Below are 25,152 nucleotides of genomic sequence, written 5' to 3' on the forward strand. Positions count from 1 at the left end.
GGCGGTTGTGCGCTCGGGCGGATCCGGGTAGCGTCCCGGCGCCATGCGCACCCGACTCGCGCTCGACTATCACTTCGAGGCCGCCCACTTCCTGCCCCAGGTGGCCGACGGCCACAAGTGCAAGCGGATGCACGGGCACAGCTACACCGTCGTGATCACGGTCGAGGGCGACGTCGATCCGGTCATGGGCTGGGTCATCGACTTCGGCGACATCGACGTGGTCGTCGGGCCGATCATCGCCGGCCTCGATCACCGGCTGCTCAACGAGCTCGACGGCCTGGCCAACCCGACCAGCGAGCGGCTGGCCGCGTGGCTGTGGACGCGGATCAAGCCGGCGCTGCCGATCCTGGCAGAGCTGTCGGTGTCCGAGCCCCCGGCGTCGCGGTGCGTGGTGCGCGGGTGAGGGTCGCCGCGCTGGCGCTCGTCGGCGCGGCCTGCGGTGGCCCCGCGGCGACCGCCGGCGGCCCGCGCAACCGCGGCGGTGACGACGTCGGCCGCTGGGTCGGGCGCTACGCCTGTCAGATCGAGCAGGCGGGCTTCCGCTACCCGCTGTACGCGTGCGAGCTCAAGAGCGACCACGGTCGGCTGCGGCTGGTCAAGGCCGAGGGCCAGATGCACCTCGACGGCGTGGTCACGCCCGGCGTCGCGGGCGGGTTCGCCTGGCGCGGTGAGGTGTCGTGCACCTGGGACCCGGGCTGCGTCGGCGCGGTCGACGCGGAGTTCATCCCGATCGACGGCGGCGTCGGCTGGGAGGCGCACCTGCCGCCGCACCCGATCGCCAGCGGTGACACGATGGCGCCGATGGTGGTCACGATCATCACCGAGGTGACCGCGGCCGGGCAGGGCGGCGTGCGCTACGGCGGCTACGGCAGCGGCGGCTGGACCGGCGGCGCGTACGTCGGCGAGGTGCCGGTGCAATGACGGCGACCACGCTGCGGCTGGTGACGCTGAACCTGTGGGGCACCGAGCCGCCGCTGGATCGGCGGCTCGCGCTGGCCGCGCGCCAGCTGGCCGCGCTCGACGCCGACGTGATCGCGCTGCAGGAGGTGAAGCCCCACGGCGACGCCACCACCGCGCACGCGCTGGCCGCGGCCCGTGGCGATCACGTGCTGTACCTGCCAGCGGTGCGGTGGGCCGACGGCGCGTTCGGGCCCGGCACCCGCGGCGGCGAGGAGGGCCTGGCGATCGTGAGCCGCTGGCCGATGCTGGCGCGGCGGGCGCTGCGGCTGCCGTACGCGCGCCCGACCGAGGCGCGGATCCTGCTGTCGGCGCAGCTGGCCACGCCGGCCGGGTCGATCTGGGTCCACACCACGCACCTGCACTACCGGCTCGACGACGGCGCCGCCCGCGCAGCGCAGGTGCTGGCGATCGACGACGCGATCCGCGCGTGCGGCCGCGGCAACGCCGACGCGCCGCAGCTGCTGTGCGGCGATCTGAACGCGACCCCCGACAGCGACGAGGTCCGGTTCCTGCGCGGGCTCCACACCCTGGCCGGCCGGCGCACGCACTTCCAGGACGCGTGGCTGCGTCGCCACGACGAGCCCGGGCGCGGCGCCGGGCCGACCGAGGGCGTGACCTGGTCGTCGGACAACGAGCACACCCGACCGCTGCGCTCGCTCGATCTCGATCGCCGCATCGACTACGTGTTCGTGACCACGCGCAAGAAGGACGGCCGCGGCACGGTCCACGACTGCCGGGTCGTGCTGACCGAGCGCGACGGCGTCGGCGCCGACGCCGCGTGCGCGAGCGATCACTACGGCGTGTGCGCCGACGTCCAGATCTCGCCGGGCTGAGCCGCCTGCGCTACGGTCGCGCGATGGCTGACTTCCGCGCCGCCTCGACGATCACGCCGCTGGGCGAGGACCGCTTCGCGTGGGACGTGCCCGACGGCTGGCAGCAGGGCAAGGGCGCGTTCGGCGGCCTCGTGATCGGCGCGCTGGCCCGGGCCATGGCCGCGTGCGAGCCGGAGCCCGCGCGGGCGCTGCGGTCGCTGACCGCCGAGCTGTGCGCGCCGATGCTGACCGGCGCGACCACGATCGCGGTGACGGCCCTGCGGCGCGGTCGCGGCATCACCTACCTCGAGGCCCGGGCTCGGCAGGGCGACGCGGTGATCGCCCGGGCCAGCGGGCTGTTCGGCGCGGCCCGGCCGCCGACGACGCTGCGGCTGACGCCCACGCCGCCGACGCTGGCCGCGTTCGACACGGTCGCGGTCGCGCCGCTCGGCCAGGCGCCGTCGCCGCGCTTCACGGCCTGCTACGAGTTCCGGACGCTGGGGCCGCCGCCGTTCGCGGCCGCGGCCGAGCCGACCGCCGCGGGCTGGCTGCGCGAGCGCGGCGTGATCGCGGCGCCGCGACCGCTCGACGCCGCCGACGTGATCGGCCTGCTCGACGCGTGGTGGCCGTGCGCGCTGGTGGTCGAGGCGACGCCGCGGCCGATGGCGACCGTCGCGTTCACCGCCGAGCTCCTGGTCGATCCCGCCTCGCTCGATCCGGCCGCGCCGTTCGCGTACGTCGCGCACCTGGCCGGCGGCGTCGACGGCTACTCGGTCGAGCTGCGCCACCTGTGGCAGGGCGACCGCCTGGTCGCGCTCAACCAGCAGACCTTCGCGGCCGGGTAGGGCGGGCGCGGCGTCACCGGGTCACCCCACGCGGGGCGGCCGATCTTCCCGGGCAGATCGCCCGGGCCTGGGGCCGTCGACGCGCCGACCGGCGCCCGCGGCGTTGCGCCGCCTGGGCTCATCGCTGGGTGCGAGTTGTGCCCATCGTGCGCAACGTCGACGCGAGGGTGGCCGGTGCCGCCCCAGGGGCGCCGAACCCGCCCGGCACGACCGCTGCACAGGTCTGCCGCATGACGGCATCTCCCGAGCTCAGCGGCGCGGCACTGGGACCCTCCGTGGTCAGCCGAGGTCCGGCGCGGCGCCGCCCCGCGCGGCGCAAGATCTCACCGGCCGAGTGCCCGCGCGCCGCGTCGGTCCGCGACGGAGCGGCGGTCGCCCGAGCAGCGCCGATCGACGAGCTCGCGCGGCGCCGACGGCTGGCGCAGCTCACGCGCGACCACCAGGCGTTCCTCGGCGGGCTCGCCCGCAAGCTGTGCCGCTCGAACTTCGATCCGGAGGACCTCGTGCAGGACGTGCTGCTCAAGGCCGTCGCCCACTACGACCACGACCGTCTGCGCGACGGCGCCAACCCCGCGGCCTGGCTGGCCCGGGTCATGCGCAACCTGTTCATCGATCGGGTGCGGGCCCGCGCGGCGCGGCCAGCGCAGGTTCGGTTCGACGGGTCCCAGGTGGCGGTGGGCATCGAGCACGTCGCGTGGTGGGAGACCGTGACGGCCGACGACGTCCGCGCGGTGTTGCCGCAGCTCCCGGCGGAGCTGCGCGCGGCGTTCGAGCGGTTCGCGTTCCAGCGGCAGTCGTACCGCGAGATCGCCGCCGCGCTCGACGTGCCGGTGGCCACCGTTGGGACGCGGGTGCTGCGGGCGCGCCGCCGGATCAACGCGCTCCTGCGCAGCGGCGATGCGCGCTGGGCCTGACCCCGCGGCGCCGACCCGCGAGGTCTTGTCGACCACGGCCCGGTCAGTACGGCGCGGCTGGCAGCGTCGCCGTCGCGATGGCGTTGTGGGCCATCGCGTTGAGCTGGCTCGCGGCGATGCCTTGATCGGTCGGCGGCCACGGCGGCTGGACCGGGCCGCGGATCCGGATCGCCGTGCCGGGGCGGATCGACGCGAGGTACATCGCGTACGGGACCTGCGAGGAGGTCAGCGTGGACGCGTAGTCGACCCGATTCTTGTCGGGCGTGACCTGGTACAGGCCGAAGCTCTGGCCGTTGGCGAACGGCACCACCACGAACACCTGGTTGGAGGAAGTGTCGGGCGGGAGCGCGTAGTTCCACTGCTGGTAGGTCGGGACCGGCCCGATCGCGTTGGTCGCGGTCAGGCAGTAGGTCTTCACCTCCTGGGTGGCAGTGCCGGTCTCGGTGGCCGGGTCGACGCAGCTCGACAAGGCGAGTCCGATCAGCGGGATGAACAGGGCTGGACGCATCGCTTCACTCACAGGTGAGGGGTGAGAAAGAGTCTCGAAACCTAACACCCTCGACGGACGCATTGGGTATTGTTCCCGGCGCCCGGCAAATTCTGGCGCGGCCCGACCGCGGCGCGCCGCGGCCCGACGCCGCGCAGGGACCAGCAGCCCGGGAAGAAGCATCGTGTCCCCCGTCGAACCGATCGATGAGCTTGCGAAACGACGACGGCTGGCCGAGCTCACGCGCGACCACCAGGCCTTCCTCCGAGGGCTCGCCCGCAAGCTGTGCCGCTCGAACTTCGATCCCGAGGACCTCGTGCAGGACGTCTTGCTGAAGACCGTCGCCCACTACGATCGCCTCCCGGACGGCGTCAACCACGCGGCCTGGCTGGCCCGGGTCATGCGCAACCTGTTCATCGATCGGGTGCGGGCGCGCGCGGCGCAGCCGGCGCAAGTCGGGCTCGACGGGACCCAGGCCGCCGGCGATCCCGATCAGATCGCGTGGTGGGAGACGGTCACCGCCGACGACATCCGCGCGGTGCTGCCGCAGCTCCCGGTCGAGCTGCGCGGCGCCTTCGAGCGGTTCGCGTTCGAGGGGCAGTCGTACCGCGAGATCGCCGCGGCCCTCGACGTCCCGGTGGCCACGGTCGGGACCCGCGTGCTGCGGGCCCGGCGTCGGATCAAGGCGCTGCTCGGAGGCGGCGGCGATGCGTGAACCCGACGACGATCCCTGCGCGCTGACCGCGCGGTACTTCGACGGCGAGGCCGGCGGCGACGAGGCGCGCGCGCTCGATCACCTGGCGACGTGCGCGCGGTGCCAGGCCGAGCTCGGCGATCTGATCGGCCTCGACGTGGCGCTCGGCCGGGGCGCCGCGGCCGCGGCGACGGCCCCGACGGCGCGCGGCGACCGCCGGCGGTGGTGGCTCGGCGGCGCGGCGGCGGCGGTGGTCGCGGCCGCGGTGCTGATCGTGGTGCTGCGGCCCTCGCCGCGCCCGGCGGCGCCGCCGACCCTGGCGCTGGCGCCACAGCGCGGCGTCGAGGTGCGGTTCAGCGCGCCAGCGTTCGCGCCACACCGGCCGTACGCGGTCAACCGCGGGGCGGCCCAGCACGAGGCGTTCGCGCTCGACCAGCTGGCCGGGCTCGAGCGACGCGGCGATCGCGCGGCGTTGGTCGCGGCGCAGGCGTCGGCCGGCGAGCTCGGCCGGGCGGGCGAGGCGCTGGCGGCGCAGCCGGCGTCGCCGGGCCGCGACGCCGACCGGGCGGCGGTCGAGGTGCTGGCGGGGCGGCCCGAGGCCGCGCTGACGTCGGCCAACCGCGCGCTGGCCGCCGCGCCGGCCCTGGCGGTGGCCCGCTGGAACCGCGGCCTGGCCCTGCGCGACCTCGGCTTCGATCTGGCGGCGGCGTCGGAGTTCGAGCGGATCAGCGCTGGCGGTGAGGTCGGCTGGGCCGACGAGGCCCGCGCGACCGCGGCGGCGCTGCGCGCGCCGGTCCAGGCGCGGCTCGACGCGTTCGACGCGGTCACGCGCGCGGCCGAGGCGATGATCGATCGCACCGGGCCGCCGCTGGCGGTCGACTTCGTGCGCACGGTCCCGGGCTACGCGCGCGCCTACTTCCTGGAGGCGGTGCGCTCCGCGACCACCGCCGACGAGCTGCGGGCGCTGGCGCCGCTGGCCGAGGCCCTCGACGGCGCCGCCGGCACCGCCGGCGCCCGGGCGATGCTCGACCGCGCGCTGGCCGCGGACCTGCGCGTGCGCGCGCCCCTGGCGCGCCGGTATCGCGATCTGTTCCTGCGGCGCCTCGCCGTGGCCGACGCCGGTCCGTTCCTCGAGCAGCTCGCGCGCGCGGGCGCGGCCGCGGTCGATCTGCGGGTCGGCGCGCTCGTGCTGACGAACCAGGACGCGGTCCACCCCGAGGAGGTCGAGCGCTACGCCGCCGCGGTCGACGATCCCTGGTTCACGCTGCTCGCCGTCGGCGTGCGGGCCGAGCAGGACATCGCCCGCGGCGCGACCGGGCCGGCCGAGGTGCGCCTGCGCGAGGCGCTGGCGACGTGCGACGCGCGGGCCTGGGGCCACCGCTGCGCGTACCTGGCGTACGACCTCGCGACCCTCTACGTGCGCCAGAGCCGCTTCGCCGACGGCGCGGCCTCGGCGGAGCGCGCGGCGCGCGGGTTCGCGGCGGTCGGCGCGGTGGCGATGGAGAGCTTCGTGCTCTCGTACCTGGCCGACATCCAGCGCAGCCGCGGCCGGCTCGATCTCGCGGCGGCGGCGTTCGACGAGATCCTGGCGCGCGCGCCCGAGCGCGACTGCACGACCCGGCGCTTCGCGCGCACCGGCCTGGCGCTGGTCGCCGTCGATCACGGCCCGGTCGAGCGATCGATCGATCCCGGCCCGCCGACCGCGTGCGACGCCGCGCCCAGCGGGCTCGAGCTGGTGGCGCTGGTCGATCTGGCCCGGGGCGGCGGCGACGACGCGGCGTGGACGCGGGCCGCGGCCTGGGTCGCGGCCGCACGTGGCGACGCCGGTGAGGTCGCGGGCGCGGTGCTGGCGCTGGCGCGCGATCCCGCGGCTGGCGCGCGGCTGCGCGCGGCGCTGCCCAGGCTCGACGCCGCCGACGAGGAGCTGGCCGCGGTGCGCGCGTGGGGCTACGCCGCGCTGATCGACGACGGCGCGGCCCGGGCCGCGTGGCCGTCGGTGGTGGCCGACGTCGCCGCCGAGCGCGGCCGGCCGGTGCCGCCGCGGTGCACCCTGGTGGCGTCGGTCGATCGCACCCACGCGGTCGCGGTGGCGATCGACGGCAGCGGCGCGCTGGTCGGGGCCCGGGTGGAGGCCGCGGTGGCGGCCGAGATCGACGGCGCCCGGCTGGTGCCGCCGGCGCTGCGCGCGACGCTGGCGAGCTGCGCCGCCATCGCGGTGCTCGCGCGTCCGCCGCTCCATGGGCGCACCGATCTGCTGCCGACGACGACGGCCTGGTCGTTCGGCGACGGCGCGCCGCGGGCCGCGTCGACCTCCGCGGGGCGGCTGGTGACGGTCGGCGACGCCCGGCCGCCGACCTCGCTCGGGTTCCCGGCGCTGGCGCCGCCGCCGATCCCCGCTGGTGCCCGCGCCGTGACCGGCGTCGCCGCCACGCCCGCGCAGGTCCTGGCCGCGCTCGCCGACGCCAGCTACGCCGAACTGCACGTCCACGGCGAGGTCGATCTCGCGGTGGCCGACGCGTCGTTCCTGGCGCTGTCGCCGGCGACCGACGGGCAGTGGGCGCTCACCGCCGGCGACGTCCGCAAGGCCCACTTCGCCGCGGCGCCGGTGGTCGTGCTGGCGGCGTGCCGCGCCGCCGCGGTGGCGCCGTTCGCCCACGCCCGCTGGAGCCTGCCCGACGCGTTCCTGGCGGCGGGCGCACGGGCGGTGATCGCCCCCGCGGTCGAGATCCCCGACGCCGAGGCTGGGCCGTTCTTCGACGAGGTCCGCGCGCGCATCACGGGCGGCGAGCTCCCAGCGGCCGCGGTGGCCGCGGTCCGGGCCGCGGCGGTGGCCCGCGGTCAGGCCTGGGCGGCGGGCGTCATCGTGTTCGAGTAGGGCGCGCGGCCGTCACCTCGGCAGCGCGGCCTCGATCGCGGCGATCACCGTCGGGTCGTCGGGCTTGGTCTGGGGCGCGAACCGCGTGATCGACGCGCCGTCGGCGGAGATCAGGAACTTCTCGAAGTTCCAGCGGATGTCGCCGGTGTGGCCCTCGGCGTCGGCGATCGGCGTGAGCTGCTGGTAGATCGGGTGGCGCTCGGCGCCGTTGACCTCGATCTTCTCGGTCATCGGGAACGTGACCCCGTAGGTCGTCGAGCAGAACTCCTCGATCTGTTCGGCCGAGCCCGGCTCCTGGCCGCCGAACTGGTTGCACGGGAAGCCGAGCACGGTGAAGCCCTGCGTGGCGTACTTGTCCTGCAGCGCCTCGAGCGTGGCGTACTGCGGCGTCAGCCCACACTTGGACGCGACGTTGACGACCAGGATGGCCTTGCCCTTGTAGTCGGCCAGCGTCATCGCCTGGCCGCGGAGCGTCTTGATCGGGAGGTCCCACATGGCGGCCACCGTAGCACCGGCGGCGACCGTGGGCGGGGCCACGCCCGGCGGCGGCAGCACGGCGCGCTCGGCCTTGGCCGTGGCGCCCTCGACCACCGGCTTGGGGGCGGCGGTGTTGTGGGGCTTGTCGTTCTTGCACGCGGTGCCGGCGACGGCGGTGGCTAGCGCGACGGCGACGAGGGACAGGCTGCGCATCGCCCGAGCCTAGCGCACAATCCTCGGGCGCCGACCCGGCGCTTGACCGTGGCGCCGGTGGCCGCGATCCGGTACACCGGGCGTTCGCCATGCGCCACGTCTACGCGGACTTCATCGATCAGGTGCTCAAGCCGGCCCGCTACCTCGGCGGCGAGTACCAGTCGGTCACCAAGGACTGGGCGACGGTCGAGGCCACCGTGTGCCTGGCGTTCCCCGACGTCTACGACATCGGCATGTCGCACCTGGGCACCAAGATCCTCTACAGCCTGCTCAACAAGGATCCACGGATCGCGTGCGAGCGCGCGTTCACGCCCTGGGTCGACATGGAGACCGAGCTGCGGGTCCGCGGCCTGCCGCTGTGCGCGCTCGAGTCGCAGCGGCCGCTGGCCGACTTCGACGTGGTCGGGCTGTCGCTGCAGTACGAGCTGACGTTCACGAACGCGCTGACCTTGCTCGACCTGGGCGGGCTGCGCCTCCACGCCGCCGCTCGCGCCGCCGACGCGCCGCTGGTGCTGGTCGGCGGGCCGGTCGCGACCCACCCCGAGCCGCTGGTGCCGTTCATCGACGCGGCGTTCATCGGCGAGGCCGAGGAGGAGCTGCCGGCGCTGGTGGTGGCGTGGGCGGGGCTGCGCCGCGAGATCCGCGCCGGGACCCGCACGCGGACGGACGCCCTGGCCGAGCTCGCGGCGACGTTCCCGCTGTACGTGCCGGCGCTGTACGACACCGTCGTCGACGAGGCCACCGGCATGGTCGTCGTCGGCGCCCCGCGCGATCCGCGGGCGCCGGCCCGGGTGCGGCGCGCGATGGTGCGCGACCTCGACGCCTACCCGTTCCCGACCGACGTGCCGGTGCCGTACGCCGAGGCGGTGTTCGAGCGCGCGTCGGTCGAGATCGCCCGCGGCTGCACCGAGGGCTGTCGGTTCTGCCAGGCCGGCATGATCTATCGGCCGGTGCGCGAGCGCAGCCCCGGCTCGATCATCGCCAGCGTGATCGGCGGCGTCGAGAACGCCGGCTACGAGGAGACCGGCCTGACCTGCCTGTCGACCGCCGACTTCTCGAGCATCTCGCCCTTGGTGTCGAAGCTGGCCGGCGCGCTGCGCGATCGCGGCGTGTCGATGTCGGTCGCGAGCCTGCGCGCCTACGGCCTGCCCGACGAGATCCTCGACGAGCTGGCCCAGACCCGGATCACCGGCCTGACGTTCGCGCCCGAGGCCGGCACCCAGCGCATGCGCGACGTGGTGAACAAGAACATCACCGAGGCGCACATCGAGGAGTCGACGCGCAAGGTCTTCGAGCGCGGCTGGCACCGGGTCAAGCTGTACTTCATGATCGGCCTGCCGACCGAGACCGACGACGACGTCCGCGGCATCGTCGAGACCGGCCAGCGCATGCTGCAGATCGGCAAGCCCATCGCCGGCGGCCGGGCCGAGGTCACGGTCAGCGTGTCGTCGCACGTGCCCAAGCCGCACACGCCGCTGCAGTGGTGCGCGCAGGACACCCACGCCGAGATCCGGCGCAAGCAGGGCCTCCTGCGCATGAACGTGCGCGATCGCCAGCTCCGGCTCAAGTACCACCACGGCGGCGTGTCGTGGATCGAGGGCCTGCTGGCCCGCGGCGATCGGCGGATGGCCGCGGTGGTCGAGCACGCGTGGCGGGCCGGGGCGCGCTTCGACGGCTGGGAGGAGCTGTTCGACGACGCGCGCTGGCAGGCGGCGCTCGACGCCCACGGCGTCGACGAGGCCGCGTACCTGGGCACCCGGCCGGTGACGGCGCGGCTGCCGTGGGACCACATCGACGTCGGGCTCGAGGACGGGTTCCTCCTGGCCGAGTACCGCAAGGCGCTCAAGGGTCGGGCGTCGCCACCGTGCGGCAAGGTCGCGGGCATGCTCGTGCACCACACCAACCTCGCCGACGCCGAGCCCGATCAGCGCCGGCTGGTCTGCTACGACTGCGGCGTCGCCTGCGACCTGTCGACGATGCGCGGCGATCGCCTGGTGGCGCTGCGCGCGCTCGGCTCGACCGCGCCTCGGGGCCGGGCCGCGGCGGCGCCGGTGATCGACGGCGAGGCCGCGCTCGACGTGAGCGAGCGCGGCGGCGGCTCGCCGGCGGAGCAGGGCGGCGGCGGCGGCGGCGCGCGCCGCGAGCACGAGCGCGCCGACCGCGTGCGCAAGAACGGCCACCACGGCGCCGACGCGCCGTACACGAGCTACCGCCTGCGCTACACCAAGCTCGGGCGCACCGCGTTCCTGGGCCACCTCGACGTGGCCCGGCTGCTGGCGCGGTCGTTCCGGCGGGCGCAGCTGGCGCTGGCGATGAGCCGCGGCTTCTCGCCCAAGCCGCGGATCGTCTACGGCCCGGCGCTCGCGCTCGGCGTGCCCAGCTTCGCCGAGGTCCTCGACGTCGATCTGGTCCACGGCGACGCGGCCGCGCTCACGGCCGACGAGGTCGTGGCCCGGCTAGGCGCGGTCTGCCCCGAGGGGCTGGCGATCGTGCGCGGCGCGGTGCTGCCGCCGGTGCAGCCGGGCCTGGGCAAGCTGGTCACCGGCACCGACCTGGTGCTGGCGCCGGCGCCCGACGGGGTCCGCTTCGACGAGGCCCGCCTGGGGCGGATCGCGGCGACCTTCCTCGATCGCGCCGAGGCGATCGTGGCGCGCGGCGACAAGGCCGTCGACGTGCGCGCGCTGGTCGAGCGGGTCGCGGTGGTGGCGGCGCCGGCGGCGCTGCGGCTGACCGCGGCGCTGGGCTGGGACGAGGGCCCGCTCCTGACCGTGCGGGTCAAGGTGTCGGCCGCCGGCTCGGCCAAGCCGATCGAGGTCGCGCGGGCGCTGGGCATCTACGGCCCCGACGATCCGCGCGCCCGCCACGCCCAGGTGGCGCGGCTGGCGCTGGTCGGGCTCGACGACGCCGACGTGACGATCGCCGCCAGCCCCGACGCGCCGGTGATCGTGCTGGGCGACGCGTCGGCGCGCCACGACGCGCCGGCGCTGGCCTGATCGCGGCCAGGGCGGATCGCCGCTGGATCGCGGCCAGGGTCGATCGCCGCTGGCCGGATCGCGGCCAGGGCCGATCGTGCCCAGGGCGGATCGCGGCCGGGGCGGATCGCGGCCGGGCGCGCGTCAGGGCAGCGTCAGCGCGGGCCAGTCGGCCAGCGCCTCGGGCGCCTCGCGATCGGGCCAGACCACGATCAGCGCGTGGTCGTCGCGGACCGGCGCGGCGACCAGCGCGTCGACGTCGAAGCCGCCGCTGGGCAGGGCGATCAGCGGGCGCTGCCGCAGCCAGGCCTCGTCGAGCGCGATCACCAGGCCGCGGCGGCCGCCGGCCCGGGCCTCGTCGGTGATCGCCGCCGCGCCCAGCCGCGTCGCGATCGCGCGGGCCGCGGCGGCGAGCGACAGATCGGGATCGGTGTGGACCCGGACCCGCCCGCGCGGCGGGCTCGCCGCGACGCCGGCGCCGGCCAGGGCGATCCGCGCCGGGGCGCCACCGTCGAGGAACCGGGCCACGGCGGTGCGCAGCGCGACCCGGCCGCCGGCGACGCTGGTGATCGCCGCGCGCGGCAGGCTGCCGTCGCCGCCGACCTCGTCCCAGGCGATCGTGCGCGCGAGCCGGTCGAGCGACGGGCGCGGCGCCCCGACCAGCCAGGCGCCGTAGAGCAGCGCGAGGGCGCGGCGGCCGTCGTCGGTGAGCGCCGTGCGCCGGGCCAGCGCCGCGAGCGGGGTGTCGTCGAGCGCGGGCGGGTCGCGGTCGGGGGCGGCGCCGGCCAGCGCGGCGCGCGCCCAGTCGGCCAGCTCGACGCGCCACAGCGCCGACGAGCGTCCCCGGGGCCCACGCCCCACGCGGGTCGGTAGCGGCGGCGGGGTGTCGTCGGGGACCGCGGCCGCGGCCGCGTCGGCCAGCGCGGCCGGGGGCGCGTCGTCGCCCGGCGCCGTCGTCGGCATCGGTGGCGTCGTCGGCATCGGTGGCGTCGTCGGCATCGGTGGCGTCGGGCGATCCTCCCGGGCGGCGGCGGCGCCCGCGCCGGCCATGGCCAGGCGGAACCCGGCCGGGCCGATCACCGCGTCGCCGTCGAGGGGCGTGCGCCGCGGCCGGCCCTGGCGATCGATCCAGCACAGCACCGGCGCGTCGCCGCCGGCGACGCACGCGCCGCGGTCGAGCTCGGCCGCCATCGGGTGCCCGGCCAGCGTCTGGACGTGCACGCGCTCGAGCCCGCGCGCGGTCGCGATCACCACCCACGGCACCTCGGGGTGGGCGTAGACCGCCGAGATCACCGCGGCCGTGCGGTAGCTGAACGTCCGGCCGTCGGACAGCCGCAAGAGCGTCAGGTCGGCCTCGTCGGCCCGGGCCAGCCACGCGATCCGGCGCCCGGCCGCCAGGCCGCACAGCCGCGGCGCCGGCGGCACGCGCGCGCTGAGCCGCGACAGTAGCCGGTGCGACACCGCCGACACGATCGCGACCGCGCCGGCCGCGATCGTCAGCAGCCGGTCGCTGTCGACCGCGATGACGTCCTCGATCGGCACGGGCGCGGCCAGCTGCTCGAGCGCGATCGCGCCGGCGCCGAGCCGCGCGATCACCACCGCGCCGTCGATCGGCAGCAGCACCCGGTCGCCGGCGACGCCCGCGATCGTCGTGGCGCCGGGCACCGCCGCGGTCGCGCTGACCTCGAACGCGGGCAGCTCGAAGACCGCGAGCTGGCCGCCGTGGAGCACCACCAGCCGGGTCGCGACCAGGGCCGCGGCGATCACGTCGTCAGGGACCGCGCCGGTCGCGGTGACCTCGAGGCTCGCGGCGTCGAACACGGTCGCGCGGCCGCCGCGGACCGCGACCACGGCGCGGCCGTCGCTGCTCGCGGACACCAGGGCGGGGGCGGTGACGGTCACGAGCCCTTGGCCGCCACGGCGTCCTCGGCCAGCTCGTCGAAGCTCATCGCGTTCGAGCGCGCGAGCTCGGCGTCGGTGAACAGCCTGGCGGCGATCCGCGGCTCGGCCCCGAGCAGCCGCAAGAGCGCGCCCGCGAACAGCGGCCCGGCGATCGGGTGCAGGTACAGCTCCTGCGCGGTCAACATCACGCGCATCAGCGGCAGCCGGGCCACGGTCGGCTTGCGCGCGATCAGCTGGATGCGCTTGAGCGCCTCGCGCAGGCGGTGGCCGGTCGGATCGGTCCGGTCGATCGGCTCGAGGAACACCTGCCGCAAGAACGGCTGCGCGTGCCAGAGCATCCGGCCCAGCGCGGTCGCGGTCGCGGCCCGGTGGCGCCACGACGAGGCCGGGCGCGCGGCCTTCGCCGCCAGGTAGGCGTCGGACGCGTAGACCTCGGTCATGTGGAAGTCGATCGCGATGTGCCGCGACTCGTCGCGGTTGATCAGCGCCATCGCCTGGTGGCTCATCGCGTCGCCGACGTAGTCGTCGAGGGAGCGCAGGAGCGCGACGTCGAGCAGGAGCTCGCCGGCGGTGACGTAGGCGTTGGCGATGTCGGGCGCCGCCAGGTCGATCACCGCCAGGAACGGCGGCCGGAACGCGCGCAGCGCCGGCGCCAGCTGGTAGGCCCGGTAGCGGTGGACGTCGTAGTAGCGGGCCAGCCGGGCCGCGACCACGGCGTGGCGCTCCTCGTCGACGATGAACGAGTCGAAGATCGCCGCGAGGGTCGGATCGGTGGCCTTGGCGCGCTGGGCCCGGAACAGCGCCGCGGCGAGGAGCTCGATGCCGGCCATGTCGGTGAAGGCCTGGACCACGGCCTCCTCCTTGGCGCGCGCCAGCGCCGGCGGCGGCGCCGACCAGTCGAGGTCGTCGGCGTGCCACTGGCCGCTCGTGCACTTGTCCAGCATGCGCGCCAGGTCCACGCCGCGATGGTAGGCCCGCGGCCCGCGATCCTCAACTCGCCCGGGGGCGACCTCAGTGCAGGTGCGACAACGCGCGCGCCCGCCAGCGCGGCCCGGGTCGGGTAGAGTGCGCCGCATGTGCCGTCGCGTGACCTGCTCGCTGTGCCAGAAGCCCTCATTCGCCGGCTGCGGCGCCCACGTCGAGCAGGTGCTGGCCGGCGTGCCCAAGAGCCAGCGCTGCAAGTGCTCGGCCGAGGACAAGGCCCGGGCCCGCCCGTGGTGGAAGTTCTGGTGACCGCGGCGCGGCCGCTCAGGCGGTCGCGGCCGGGCGTCGCCGCAGCGCGATGATCTCGGCGGTCGACGGCACCCGCGCGCGCGGCCCGGTCGGCGTGGCGTCCTGGCTGATGAACGCGCGCTTCCAGGCCGCGAAGGTGCCGCCGGCCCGGTGGGCCTCGAGCACGGCCAGCCCGGCGCGGCGGTCGCCCTGCGCCAGCATGTACTCGACCCAGGCCCACCGGGCCGAGGTCGGCCGCACCAGGGCCTTGCCGCGGTACGCGCCCAGGCCCCGGCGCAGGCGCTCGAGCCGGTGCTCGACGACGTCGATGCCGGCGAACGCGGTGCCGTCGAGCGGCGTGTGGCGCTTGGCCACGAACGGCGCCACGCCGAACGCGATCTTCGGGTGCGCCGCCACCAGCTCGCCGGCGAACCGGACCAGCTCGTCGATGTCGTCGTCGGTCTCGCTCGGCACGCCGACCATCATGTAGATCTTCACGGTCGCGAGCTGGTGCCGGGTCGCGAGCACCGCGGTCTGGAGCAGGTGCTTCTCCTGGGTCGAGCGCTCGACCACGCGGCGCATGCGCTCGCTGGTGCCGTCGGCGGCGACGGTCAACGTGCGGTAGCCGCCCTTGGCCAGCAGGCCGACCAGCTCGTCGTCGAGCTTGTCGGCGCGCAGGCTCGAGATGCCGACCTCGCGGCCGCCGTCGACGACGCCGCGGACGATCGCGCGGATGTCGGGGTGATCGGTCACCGCGGCGCCGACCAGGCCGACCCGCCGCGCCGCCTCCGGGATGCCGGCCAGCACGACCTCGGTCGGCACGACCCGCATGCCGCCGTTGGTCGAGCGGCGCATGACGCAGTAGGTGCAGCCGCGCGAGCACCCCCGCGCCGCCTCGGTCATGAACATGTCGGCCAGCTCGGCGTCGGGCGTGAGGATCTGCGAGCGCGCCGGCAGGAGCTCGTCGTCGGCGGCGGCGATCGCGGGCACGTCGTCGCCGTGGATCGTCGGCAGGTAGTAGCCTGGGCGGCCGCGCAGGGCGGCGAGGACGTCGCCGCGGTGCCAGCCCAGGTCCCGGGCCAGCACCACCAGCTCGCCGGCGAGCTGGTCGCCCTCGCCGAGGATGACGACGTCGACGTAGGGCGCCAGCGGCACCGGGTTCGAGAAGGTCAGCGGCCCGCCGGCGACGATCAGCGGGTGGTGGTGGTCGCGGTCGGCCGCCAGCACCGGGATGTTGGCCAGCTCGAGGCACTCGATCAGGCCGATCAGCTCGAGCTCGTACGCGACCGAGAACGCCAGCAGCGGGTACCCGGCCACCGGCCGCGACCGCTCGAGCGTCAGCCACGGCTGGCCGCGGGCCGCGGCGACGTCGTCGGGCAGGACCGCGCGATCGGCCGCGACCTCGGGCACCGCGTTGAGCAGCCGGTAGATGTGCTGGTAGCCGAGCGACGACATCGCCGCGCGGTACGGGCTCGGGTAGCACAGCGCGATCCGGGTCGCGGCCTCGCGCCGGATCGTGCCGCGCTCGTTGGCGAGCCGGGCCGCGACGTCCCGCTCGGCGTCCCATCGACGGGTCATCGGCTGCAGATCGCGATCTGATCGGTGCGCGCGCGCTGCCAGTGATCGCGGATCGCCAGCCAGTACTCGGTGCACATGTGGCTGGGGTAGTTGACGCGGGTCGGGCGCCGCGCCTGGTCGCACGCGAACTGATCGACCAGCAGGTCGGCCCGGTCGTCGCCGTCGGTGTCGACGACGTACATGACCGACGCCAGCGGGTTGTCGTCGGGCACGCCCGCGGCCCCGGGCATGAGCTTGGCCTCGGGCGCGGCCCGCGCGCCGATCAGGATCGTGCCGCCGTAGTCGAGGTAGCGTCCGCCGAGCCGGCCGCGATCGAACCGGATCGACCAGGTCTCCGCGACGCCGCAGCGGTTGGGGTTGGGTGTGACCTCGGTGATCGTGGTCTCGCCGAGGTTGTCGCCGTCGGGCGAAAGCACCGCGCCGGCGTCGCCGACCGCGACCGGCGCGAAGCACATGCCGCGATCGTCCTCGTGGACCGCGCAGAACCGCGCCATCGTCGTCAGCGCCGTCGTGGTCCGCGGCACCCGCACCGAGCGGCCCGGACGGGCCACCGCGACCAGCGCGGTCGCCGCGACCAGCGCGGCGGCGGAGCTGCAGATGAGACGGAGCCGCACGGCCCGGAGTGTACCTCGGGCCTCGAGCGCGTCGATGTCGAGGGCGTCGATCTCGTCGGCGTCGGGCTCGGCCGGGTCGATCGCGGCGGGGATCCGGGTCCGGCTCCGGGGCCGGGTCCGGCTCCGGGTCCGGGTCCGGGTCCGGCTCCGGCACCGGCTCCGGCACCGACTCCGGGTCCGGGTCCGGCTCCGGGTCCGGCTCCGGCACCGGGTCCGGCTCCGGCTCGGGGTCCGGCTCCGGCTCCGGGGCCGGCTCCGGCTCCGGCACCGGCTCCGGCACCGGGTCCGGCTCCGGCACCGACTCCGGGTCCGGGTCCGGCTCGGGGTCCGGCTCCGGCTCGGGGGGTCGGGGCGGGGGCTACATCGCGTCGATGTCGGCGTCGATGTCGAGGGCGTCGATGTCGAGGGCGTCGATCGGCCCGCCGGCGTCGGCGCCGCCGCCTTGCACCAGCGTGCACGGGGCGATCGGCACGCCGGCCATCGTGGCCACCTCGCCCGGCGCCCGCACCGGGCCGATGTCGGCCAGCGGATCGTCGGCGGCGAGGTGCGGCTCGAACTGCTCGAGGGTGCTGACCGCGCGGATCGTGCCGGCCGTCGCGCCGGCGGTGAAGCCGCCGCTGACCAGCACGATCCCGTTGTCCAGGCGCGTGAGCGCGTGGCCGTAGCGCGCCAGGCCGGGCGCGCCGGTGGCGCTCGCGATCCCGGCGGCGTCGAAGCGGACGCTCTGCCCGCTGACGCACGCGAGCGTGCCAGCGCAGGCGAGATCGCCGGCGACCGCGCCGCCGCTGACGAGGCCGCCGTGGCCGGGCAGCTGCGCCGCCGCGGGGTACGCCGCGCCGGTCAGCTCGGGCGCGATCAGATCGGTCGCGGTGTCGGTCGCCACGTCGATGCGCACGCCGGGGACGGCGCCGGTGGTGTCGGTGAGCACGCCCGTGAGGATCCGCAGGCCGCCGGCGTAGAGGATCTCGTCGTCGAGGCGCACCGCGGCGCCGAACGCGCGGTTGAGCCCGGCCGCCGGCGGGGCCGCGCCTGACGCCAGCGCCGCGACCGCGTCGAGCTGGATGATCTTGTCGTAGAGCGACGCGCCGGTCAGCTCGCCGCCCAGCCACAGCGCCGTGGTCGCGGTCGCGGCCACCAGGCTGGCGCCCACCCGCGGCAGGCCGGTCAGGCGCACGTCGAGCTCGCCGCTGGGGTGCAGCACGTCGAGCGCGTCGCCGCCCGCGCCGACGCCGCCGCCGACGATCCGCGGGCTGCCGAACTCGACGTCGACGGCGCCCGCGGCGGCGAACGTGGCCCCGGTCGCGCCGGTGATCGGCGATCGGTTGATGGTGCGGGTCGTCGGCACGTACACCAGGAGCTCGGTCGCCACCGGCTGCGCGCCGGCCCGCCCCAGGGCCACGTCGGCGGACACGAGCTGCCACGGCGCCTCGCCGGCGGCGCCGCCGATCGCGGCGACGTTGCCGGCGGCGCTCGCGTCACCGCCGACCCCGAGGCCGCCGCTGACCGCGAGCCGCACGTCGCCGTTGGGATCGGTGCCCAGGACCACGACCTGGTGGAAGGCGCGCGGGGTGAAGCCGGCGATCGCGATCGGGGACACCCGGCCCGACGCCGGATCGTAGATCTCGGCCGACGACGTCACGTAGGCGCCCGCGGCCGGCGCGAACTCGGCGCCGGCGTCGCCCGGCGCGCCGACCAGCCCGCCGAGGAACAGCACCTCGCCGGTCGGCAAGAGCGTCGCGCTGTGGAACGCGCGCGGCTGGCTCGGCTGGGCCGGGTCGCAGGCGTAGCCGTTGGACGGGCCGACCGGGATCGTGACCGTGCCGCCGGTCAGATCGACGTCGCGGCGCTCGCCGCGCGCCACCAGCGCGCCGTCGTCGGCGAAGTACTCGACCCACAGATCGACCGGCTCGCCCCGGCGCGGCACGGCCAGGACCGGGCGGGTCAGGCCCCGCGGCAAGACCGCGTCGCAGCGCAACGGACCGGGCCCGGTGGCCGTGTGATCGCGGAAGGTGAAGCGCACGCGGGTGGCGCCGGGCGCGGCGGGCGGCGCGGTCGGGGCGGCGCCGCACACGCCGCCGACCGCGGGGACCAGGCCGACGATCTCGTAGTCGACGTCGACGCGCAGGCCGTCGCCGCAGCCGCCGGCTGCGACGATCGCGACGCACGTCCCGGCGAGCCGGTGGCTTGACCGCACCACCTGCCAAGGGTATCCCTTCGCGCGCGCGGCGGCCACACTCTCGGCTCCGCTCGTGCACGTCATCTCGCTCCTGGAGGTCCCCCATGCGTGACGTCGTCATCGTCGGTGCTGCCCGCACCCCGATCGCCAGCTTCCTCGGCGCCCTGGCCACCGTGCCCGCCCCCAAGCTGGGCGCGATCGCCATCAAGGCCGCGCTCGAGCGGGCCCAGGTCGACGGCAGCTCGGTCGATCTGGTCTACATGGGTTGCGTGCTGCCCGCCGGGCAGGGCCAGGCCCCGGCCCGCCAGGCCGCGCTCGGCGCCGGCCTGCCCCAGGGCGTCCCGTGCGTGACCGTCAACAAGGTGTGCGGGTCCGGGCTCGAGACCATCATCATGGCCGCGCGCGCGATCGCGGTGGGCGACGCGACGATCGCGGTCGCCGGCGGCATGGAGTCGATGTCGAACGCGCCGCACCTGGTGCGCGGCCTGCGCACCGGCGTCAAGATGGGCGGGCTCGACACCGTCGACAGCATGGTCAACGACGGCCTCTGGGACGTCTACTCGAACCAGCACATGGGCAACTGCGCCGAGCTGTGCGCCAAGGACCGCAGCATCTCGCGCGGGGCCCAGGACGAGTTCGCGGGCTCGAGCTACCAGCGGGCGCTCACCGCCCAGCAGGAGGGCCGCTTCGTCGCCGAGATCACGCCGGTCAAGATCGCCGCGAAGGGCGGCGAGATCGTGGTCGACACCGACGAGGAGCCCGGCCGCGGCAACATCGCCAAGCTCGGCGGCCTGCGCGCCGCCTTCGCCAAGGACGGCACGATCACCGCCGGCAACGCCTCGTCGCTCAACGACGGCGCCGCCGCGGTCGTGCTGATGAGCGCCGACGAGGCCAAGCGGCGCGAGCTGCCGGTGCTGGCGCGGATCGTCGCCACCGGCTACCACGCCCAGGCGCCCGAGTGGTTCACCACCGCGCCGGCGCCGGCCATCGAGAAGGCCTGCGCCAAGGTCGGCTGGAAGCCCCAGGCCGTCGACCTGTGGGAGATCAACGAGGCCTTCGCGGTCGTGTCGATCGCGCAGAACCAGCTGCTCGGCCTCGACCCGGCCAAGGTCAACGTCTGGGGCGGGGCGGTCGCGCTCGGCCACCCGATCGGCGCGTCGGGCGCGCGCATCGTCGTCACGCTCTTGTCCGCGATGGCCGCCCGCGGCGCCAAGACCGGCGGGGCGTCGCTGTGCATCGGCGGCGGCGAGGGCATCGCGCTGCTCGTGGAGCGCCCGTGATCACGCGCCTCGGCGTCGTCGGCGGCGGCCAGATGGGCCAGGGCATCGCCCAGGTCGCGGCCCAGGCCGGCCTCGACGTGGTGCTGGTCGACGTCACGGCCGAGCTGGCGGCGGGGGCGATCGCGAAGCTCGGCAAGACCCTCGACCGCCTGGTCGAGAAGGGCAAGCTGACCGGCGAGGAGCGCGACCTCGCGCGGGGCCGCCTGCGGTCCGGGGCCGGCCACGCCGACCTCGCCGATCGCGAGTTCGTGATCGAGGCGGCGCCCGAGCAGGAGGCGCTCAAGCTCGAGCTCATGCGCAGCCTGGGCAAGGTCACGCCGCCCGAGACGATCCTGGCGTCGAACACGTCGTCGATCTCGATCACCAAGCTGGCGTCGGCCTCGGGCCGGCCCGAGCGCGTGATCGGCATGCACTTCATGAACCCGGTGCCGGTCATGAAGCTGGTCGAGATCGTCCGTGGCCTGCCGACCAGCGACGAGACCTCGGCGACGACGATCGAGCTGGCGCACCGGTTCGGCAAGACCACGATCGCGGCCCGCGACATCCCGGGCTTCATCGTCAACCGCGTGCTGATCCCGCTGCTCAACGAGGCCTGCTACGCGCTCTACGAGGGCCTGGGCACGCCGGCCGACATCGACACCGGCGTCAAGCTCGGGCTCAACCACCCGATGGGCCCGCTCGAGCTGGCCGATCTGATCGGCCTCGACACCGTGCTGGCGATCGCGAACGTGCTCCACCAGGAGCTGGGCGACGACAAGTACCGGCCGTGCCCGCTCTTGCGCCAGCACGTCGCCGCCGGCTGGCTCGGCCGCAAGGTCGGGCGCGGCTTCTACCGCTACGACGGCAAGTAGGCCCGCGGATCAACCCGCGCGCGCCGCGGCGTCGGCCGCGCGCGGCGCGTCGGCCACGAGGTCGTCGTCGTGGCCGGCCCGCGCCAGCAGGTCCGCCGGCGCGCCGTCGGCGACGACCCGGCCCGCGGCGACGCGGATCACCCGGTCGGCCAGCGCCCGGGCCTCGCCCAGCGAGTGCGTGACCGCGATCGTCGGCACCGCCAGCTCCCGCGCCAGCTCGCGCACCAGCGCGATCAGCGGGCGCTTGAGCTCGCGGTCGAGCGCCGAGAACGGCTCGTCGAGCAGGATCACCCGCGGCGTCATCGCCAGCGCCCGGGCCAGCGCGACCCGCTGGGCCTCGCCGCCCGAGAACGTGCGCGGCCGCCGGCCCGCCAGGTGCTCGACCCCGACCCGGGCCAGCAGCGCCCGGGCCCGGGCGCCGCGCTCGGCCCGCGGCACCGCGCGCGGCACCGCGTACGCGACGTTGGCCAGCGCGTCGAGGTGCGGGAACAGCGCCAGGGACTGGAACAGGTACGCGACGTGGCGCGCCTCGATCGGCACCGCGACCCGCGCCGCGGTGTCGACCCAGGCCTCGTCGCCGAGCGCGACCCGGCCGCGGGTGGGCCGGACCAGCCCGCTGATGACGCCGAGCAGCGTCGACTTGCCGGCGCCCGACGGCCCGAGCACGCAGGTGATGCCGGGCGCGAACGTGGTGGCGATCGCGAACGTGAAGTCACGGCGCGCGACCGTGACGTCGATCGCGAGCGTCACTGGGCCTCCTGCTCGCGGTGGCGATCGCGGGTCAGGCGGTTGACCGCGTACAGGATCACGACCGCGCCGATCGTCAGGACCAGCGACGACAGGCCGGCGGCGCGCTCGCGCCCGGCCTGGACGTGATCGTAGATCGCGAGCGGCGCCGACTGGGTCTCGCCCGGGATGTCGCCGGCGACCATCAGCGTCACGCCGAAATCGCCCAGGCCGCGCGCGAAGCCGATCATCAGACCGCCGACGATGCCGGGCGCGGCCAGGGGCAGGGCGATCGTGAAGAACGCGCGGACCCGGCCGGCGCCGAGCGTGCGGGCCGCGCTGACCAGCGTCGGGTCGACGCCCTCGAACGCGGTGCGCGCGGCCTTGGCCACCATCGGGAAGGCGCCGAGCGTCGCCGCGAGCACGACGCCGTGGAACGTGAACGTCAGGTCGGTGCCGACGAGGTCGCGGTAGACGCCGCCCAGCGCGCTCTTGCGGCCGACCGTCACCAGCACGTAGTAGCCGAGCACCGTCGGCGGCATCACCATCGGCGCCGCGATGATCGCGTCGATCAGGTGACGCCCGGGCATGCGCGGCCGCGCCAGCACCGCCCCCACCGCGATCCCCGCCAGGCCGGCGATCACGGTGGCGAACAGGGCCGCCTCGAGCGACAGGAGCAGCGGATCCCAGTCCATGGACGCCGCGTCGACGGTATCACGGCGCGTCGACGCCGGCGTCGAGCGCGGGCGTGGCCTGGGCCAGGCAGAGGTCGACGGTCGGGCGCGAGGCGGCGTCGCGCAGCGCCGGGCGGATGACGCACCCGGCGCCGGCGCAGCGGAACAGGAGCCGGTTGTTCGGGTAGTCGACGTCGAACTCGGTGGCGCCGAGCGCGGCCAGGCCGAGGACGCCGTCGATCTCGGGCTGGGCCGGGCGCAGCTCGGTGCGCAGCGCCTGCAAGAGCGGCGCGGTGTCGGGCACGATCAACGCCTCGAACTGATCGGCCAGCTCGACCACCGACGGCACGCTGCAGAACGTCGCGTCGGTGCACGGGCAGTCGTCGCCGTCCTCGGGCGCACAGTCGCGCGCGGTCAGCAGGTGGTGGGCGAACACCTCGCGGCACGCGCCCCGGGGCGCGGTCTTGGCCCCGACGATCGCCAGCGCGTCGATGCGCGCCAGGCGACCCTCGAGCGGGCCCGACGGCAGGAGCACGGTCGCGGGCGCGAGGTCGGCGAGGGCCGGGCCGCCGGTGGCCGCGCGCCAGATCTCGTAGCGGCTCTCGGCCAGGATCGACGGCCCGATGCCGGTCGAGAGCACCAGCGCGGCGTCGACCCCGCGCGCGGTGGGATCGAGCGCGGTCGGCGTCGGGGACAGGCACACGCCCAGGGTCGGGCGCAGGCCCGAGAACCCCAGCTCGGTGCCGCCGATCACCAGCGTCCCGCCGCCGTAGAAGGGCGAGGGGACCTCGGCGTCGCACACGCGATCGCGCGCGGCGCCGGCGCCGGCGACATCCGGCAGCACGAACAGGCGGTCGCTGGCCGGCTGGACGCGGAGGGCGTCGCCGCGCAGGGTGTCGCCGCCGATCACGACCGAGATCTCGGTCGGCGCGCCGGGCTGGCCGATCGCGCAGGTCTCGGGGACGTCGCACGGATGCAGGAACAGCGCCGTCGTCGAGAACCGCGCCCGCGCGATCAGCGTCGGGTCGGTCGCGGTCCGATGGCCGAGGACGGTCAGCTCGATCCCGCGCCGCCGCACCGCCGCGCCCAGCGGCGCGTCGACGATCGTCAGCGGCGACATCACGTCGATCACCGCCGGCACCGGCCCGGCGCCGTCGACCGAGACCGTCGTCAAGAGCGCGCCCCCGGCGCGGTCGATCAGGATCGGGAACGGATCGCCCGCGGTCGAGTCCTCGGTGCCGCACGCCAGGGCGGCGACGGCGCACAGGGCGGCCCGACGATGCACGCGGACCAGCCTACCACTGGCCGCTGTCGGCCGGCAGCTCGACGACGGTGGCCCGGCGCCCGTCGACGGTGACCTCGTCGCCGACGGTCCACGCCGAGCGGTGCAGGTACGCCAGCGCGATCGGCCCCAGCCGCGGCGACACCGTCGCCGACGTGACCGCGCCGGCGCTGGCCTTGGCCGGGTGGGCCACGGTCGCGCCCACCGGCGGTGCGGTGTCACCGTCGACCCGGAGCCCGCGCAGCGTCCGGGCGCCCTGACCCTGGGCGTGGACGCGGAACACCGGCTCCTGGCCGACGTAGCAGCCCTTGCCGTAGTCGAGGAACGCCGCCAGCGGGGTCTCGAACGGGAAGCAGCCGTCGTCGACGTCGACGCCGTAGCGGAGCAGGCCGGCCTCGATCCGCGCGACCTCGAGCTCATCGGCGCCGGCGACCGGGCCGGGCGGCGGCGCGAACACGTACGGCGCGCGCCAGGCGTCGGCGGCCGAGGCCCAGCGCTTGTGCGCCGCCAGGGGCACCTGCGCCGAGACGACGTCGTCCATGACCGCGTACTTGTCGAGCACGGCCAGCGTCGGCTCGACCAGGGCCGGCTCGACGTGGACCAGCACGCGCTCGGGCTCGCGGGTGATCTCGACCACCGACAGGACCCGGCCCTTGGGCGACAGGATCGCGCCCCAGGCGTGGCCGCCGTCGGCGAGCCCGGTCACGTTGACGGTGGTGAGCCCGTGCAGGAAGCGCAGACGGTCGCCCCCGGTGACGGCGAGGTGACCCCAGGCGGAGCAGTCGACGAGCATGGACGCACCCTATCACCTCGATCGGCGCTGGCCAGATGGCGCCGGGCCCAGGGCCTCGCTGGCGCTGGGTCACGACCGGGCGCCCGCGCGGCGCGCGGCATGCGCGGGTCGCCAGCGCGCACGCAGCTCAGCGCGCGGTCCGGCCGGCCGCTCGCAACCGGTCGGCGCGGCGGGCGACCGCCTCGGCGTGGCGCCGGCGGTCGTCGTCGGTCTCGAGCGCGAGCGGCGGGATCGCGCGCGGGGCGCCGGCCTCGTCGACCGCGACGAAGGTCAGGTACGCCTTGGTCGTGTGGCGCCGCGAGCCGGTGCTCATCTCCTCGGTCTCGACGTGGCAGCCGACCTCCATCGAGGTCCGCCCGGCGTAGTTGACCTGGGCGGTGAGCACGACGACGTCACCGACGTGCACCGGGTGCACGAAGTCGACGCGATCGATCGACGCCGTGAGGACGCGCCCACCCGCGTGGCGCATGGCGGCGACGCCCGCGCACACGTCGATCCACTGCATCATCACGCCGCCGAACATCACCCCGGCCGAGCCGTTGGTGTGCGTCGGCATCACGATCTGCGTCATCACGCAGCGCGACGCCAGCGGCGTGCCGGCCACCGCGGCCTACTTCTTCTTGGCAGGCGCCGCGGCCGGCTTCTTGGCGGCCGCCTTCGCGGCGGCGACCTTACGACCCACGCGGGCCTTGAGCTTGTTCTGGCTCTTGCGGCGGCGCATCTTCGGCGAACGGCGGCTATCTCGACGACCCATGGCAGGCTCCTTGAAAGTGCCGCGCAGTATTGAGACTGGCGGCCGTGCTGTCAACCGAGGC

General features: G+C 75.8%; 24 protein-coding genes. 11 read left to right on the forward strand and 13 right to left on the reverse strand.

Annotated features, from left to right (window positions below; translation table 11 throughout):
• Nucleotides 1-43: 43 nt before the first annotated feature.
• The 5 genes from queD to IPL61_16210 all read left to right on the forward strand — a co-directional run bounded on the left by queD (nt 44) and on the right by IPL61_16210 (nt 3,531).
• On the forward strand, nt 44-403 hold the full coding sequence (queD, locus tag IPL61_16190) for a 6-carboxytetrahydropterin synthase QueD (GenBank protein ID MBK9032783.1): 360 nt from the start codon (nt 44-46) through the stop codon (nt 401-403).
• Nucleotides 400-921 carry a hypothetical protein gene (locus IPL61_16195; protein ID MBK9032784.1) on the forward strand — a complete coding sequence of 174 codons (522 nt, stop codon included), beginning with the start codon at nt 400-402 and terminating at the stop codon, nt 919-921. Before queD ends, IPL61_16195 begins: the two co-directional genes overlap by 4 nt.
• Nucleotides 918-1,793 carry an endonuclease/exonuclease/phosphatase family protein gene (locus IPL61_16200; GenBank protein ID MBK9032785.1) on the forward strand — a complete coding sequence of 292 codons (876 nt, stop codon included), beginning with the start codon at nt 918-920 and terminating at the stop codon, nt 1,791-1,793. Before IPL61_16195 ends, IPL61_16200 begins: the two co-directional genes overlap by 4 nt.
• A 23-nt stretch (nt 1,794-1,816) precedes the next feature.
• Nucleotides 1,817-2,617, forward strand: a complete 801-nt coding sequence (locus IPL61_16205) for a thioesterase family protein (GenBank protein ID MBK9032786.1) — start codon at nt 1,817-1,819, stop codon at nt 2,615-2,617.
• A gap of 230 nt (nt 2,618-2,847) precedes the next feature.
• Nucleotides 2,848-3,531: an RNA polymerase sigma factor gene (locus IPL61_16210; protein MBK9032787.1), complete on the forward strand. Its 684-nt coding sequence runs from the start codon at nt 2,848-2,850 to the stop codon at nt 3,529-3,531.
• Between the two features lie 43 nt (nt 3,532-3,574).
• On the opposite strand, the gene IPL61_16215 is transcribed toward IPL61_16210, so the two are convergent.
• Entirely contained in the window at nt 3,575-4,039 is a 465-nt protein-coding gene (locus tag IPL61_16215) for a hypothetical protein (GenBank protein ID MBK9032788.1), read from the reverse strand.
• A 163-nt stretch (nt 4,040-4,202) separates the two neighbouring features.
• Here IPL61_16215 and IPL61_16220 point away from each other — a divergent pair, with 163 nt between their 5' ends.
• Together IPL61_16220 and IPL61_16225 are read left to right on the forward strand one after the other, a co-directional pair.
• Complete coding sequence (locus IPL61_16220) at nt 4,203-4,733, forward strand: RNA polymerase sigma factor (protein ID MBK9032789.1); 531 nt, start codon at nt 4,203-4,205, stop codon at nt 4,731-4,733.
• Nucleotides 4,726-7,587, forward strand: a complete 2,862-nt coding sequence (locus tag IPL61_16225; protein ID MBK9032790.1) for a CHAT domain-containing protein — start codon at nt 4,726-4,728, stop codon at nt 7,585-7,587. The genes IPL61_16220 and IPL61_16225 overlap by 8 nt, the downstream gene beginning before the upstream one ends.
• 12 nt (nt 7,588-7,599) lie before the next feature.
• Here IPL61_16225 and IPL61_16230 read toward each other — a convergent pair whose 3' ends face one another.
• On the reverse strand, nt 7,600-8,082 hold the full coding sequence (locus IPL61_16230; protein ID MBK9032791.1) for a glutathione peroxidase: 483 nt from the start codon (nt 8,080-8,082) through the stop codon (nt 7,600-7,602).
• 284 nt (nt 8,083-8,366) lie between these two features.
• On the opposite strand from IPL61_16230, the gene IPL61_16235 reads away from it, so the two are divergent.
• The gene (locus tag IPL61_16235) at nt 8,367-11,270 is read left to right on the forward strand and encodes a TIGR03960 family B12-binding radical SAM protein (GenBank protein MBK9032792.1); all 2,904 of its coding nucleotides are present in this window, start codon (nt 8,367-8,369) and stop codon (nt 11,268-11,270) included.
• Nucleotides 11,271-11,393: 123 nt separating this feature from the next.
• Here IPL61_16235 and IPL61_16240 read toward each other — a convergent pair whose 3' ends face one another.
• Both IPL61_16240 and IPL61_16245 read right to left on the reverse strand, forming a co-directional pair.
• Nucleotides 11,394-13,151 carry a hypothetical protein gene (locus tag IPL61_16240; protein ID MBK9032793.1) on the reverse strand — a complete coding sequence of 586 codons (1,758 nt, stop codon included), beginning with the start codon at nt 13,149-13,151 and terminating at the stop codon, nt 11,394-11,396.
• The gene (locus tag IPL61_16245) at nt 13,148-14,110 is read right to left on the reverse strand and encodes a hypothetical protein (protein MBK9032794.1); all 963 of its coding nucleotides are present in this window, start codon (nt 14,108-14,110) and stop codon (nt 13,148-13,150) included. Before IPL61_16245 ends, IPL61_16240 begins: the two co-directional genes overlap by 4 nt.
• A 115-nt stretch (nt 14,111-14,225) precedes the next feature.
• Between IPL61_16245 and IPL61_16250 the strand changes: the two genes are divergently transcribed.
• Nucleotides 14,226-14,384, forward strand: coding sequence for a hypothetical protein (locus IPL61_16250; protein ID MBK9032795.1), 159 nt, complete (start codon nt 14,226-14,228; stop codon nt 14,382-14,384).
• A 15-nt stretch (nt 14,385-14,399) separates the two neighbouring features.
• On the opposite strand, the gene IPL61_16255 is transcribed toward IPL61_16250, so the two are convergent.
• The 3 genes from IPL61_16255 to IPL61_16265 all read right to left on the reverse strand — a co-directional run bounded on the left by IPL61_16255 (nt 14,400) and on the right by IPL61_16265 (nt 18,752).
• The gene (locus tag IPL61_16255) at nt 14,400-15,941 is read right to left on the reverse strand and encodes a radical SAM protein (GenBank protein MBK9032796.1); all 1,542 of its coding nucleotides are present in this window, start codon (nt 15,939-15,941) and stop codon (nt 14,400-14,402) included.
• Nucleotides 15,938-16,555: a hypothetical protein gene (locus tag IPL61_16260; protein MBK9032797.1), complete on the reverse strand. Its 618-nt coding sequence runs from the start codon at nt 16,553-16,555 to the stop codon at nt 15,938-15,940. Before IPL61_16260 ends, IPL61_16255 begins: the two co-directional genes overlap by 4 nt.
• Nucleotides 16,556-16,913: 358 nt before the next feature.
• Complete coding sequence (locus IPL61_16265) at nt 16,914-18,752, reverse strand: hypothetical protein (protein MBK9032798.1); 1,839 nt, start codon at nt 18,750-18,752, stop codon at nt 16,914-16,916.
• An 83-nt stretch (nt 18,753-18,835) separates the two neighbouring features.
• On the opposite strand from IPL61_16265, the gene IPL61_16270 reads away from it, so the two are divergent.
• Both IPL61_16270 and IPL61_16275 read left to right on the forward strand, forming a co-directional pair.
• Complete coding sequence (locus IPL61_16270; GenBank protein MBK9032799.1) at nt 18,836-20,011, forward strand: acetyl-CoA C-acetyltransferase; 1,176 nt, start codon at nt 18,836-18,838, stop codon at nt 20,009-20,011.
• A 32-nt stretch (nt 20,012-20,043) separates the two neighbouring features.
• Entirely contained in the window at nt 20,044-20,862 is an 819-nt protein-coding gene (locus IPL61_16275; protein ID MBK9032800.1) for a 3-hydroxybutyryl-CoA dehydrogenase, read from the forward strand.
• A gap of 9 nt (nt 20,863-20,871) precedes the next feature.
• Here IPL61_16275 and IPL61_16280 read toward each other — a convergent pair whose 3' ends face one another.
• From IPL61_16280 to IPL61_16305, 6 genes are all read right to left on the reverse strand, one after another.
• Nucleotides 20,872-21,612: an ATP-binding cassette domain-containing protein gene (locus IPL61_16280; GenBank protein ID MBK9032801.1), complete on the reverse strand. Its 741-nt coding sequence runs from the start codon at nt 21,610-21,612 to the stop codon at nt 20,872-20,874.
• Nucleotides 21,609-22,283 (reverse strand): molybdate ABC transporter permease subunit, encoded by a 675-nt coding sequence (gene modB, locus IPL61_16285; GenBank protein ID MBK9032802.1) that lies wholly within the window; start codon nt 22,281-22,283, stop codon nt 21,609-21,611. The genes IPL61_16280 and modB overlap by 4 nt, the downstream gene beginning before the upstream one ends.
• Before the next feature lie 19 nt (nt 22,284-22,302).
• The gene (locus IPL61_16290; protein MBK9032803.1) at nt 22,303-23,547 is read right to left on the reverse strand and encodes a hypothetical protein; all 1,245 of its coding nucleotides are present in this window, start codon (nt 23,545-23,547) and stop codon (nt 22,303-22,305) included.
• A gap of 10 nt (nt 23,548-23,557) precedes the next feature.
• Nucleotides 23,558-24,337, reverse strand: a complete 780-nt coding sequence (locus IPL61_16295; protein ID MBK9032804.1) for a folate-binding protein YgfZ — start codon at nt 24,335-24,337, stop codon at nt 23,558-23,560.
• A 127-nt stretch (nt 24,338-24,464) separates the two neighbouring features.
• On the reverse strand, nt 24,465-24,908 hold the full coding sequence (locus IPL61_16300) for an acyl-CoA thioesterase (protein ID MBK9032805.1): 444 nt from the start codon (nt 24,906-24,908) through the stop codon (nt 24,465-24,467).
• A gap of 39 nt (nt 24,909-24,947) precedes the next feature.
• The gene (locus tag IPL61_16305) at nt 24,948-25,091 is read right to left on the reverse strand and encodes a hypothetical protein (protein MBK9032806.1); all 144 of its coding nucleotides are present in this window, start codon (nt 25,089-25,091) and stop codon (nt 24,948-24,950) included.
• Nucleotides 25,092-25,152 lie beyond the last annotated feature (61 nt).

The organism is Myxococcales bacterium (assembly GCA_016717005.1).
Taxonomy (GTDB): domain Bacteria; phylum Myxococcota_A; class Polyangia; order Haliangiales; family Haliangiaceae; genus UBA2376.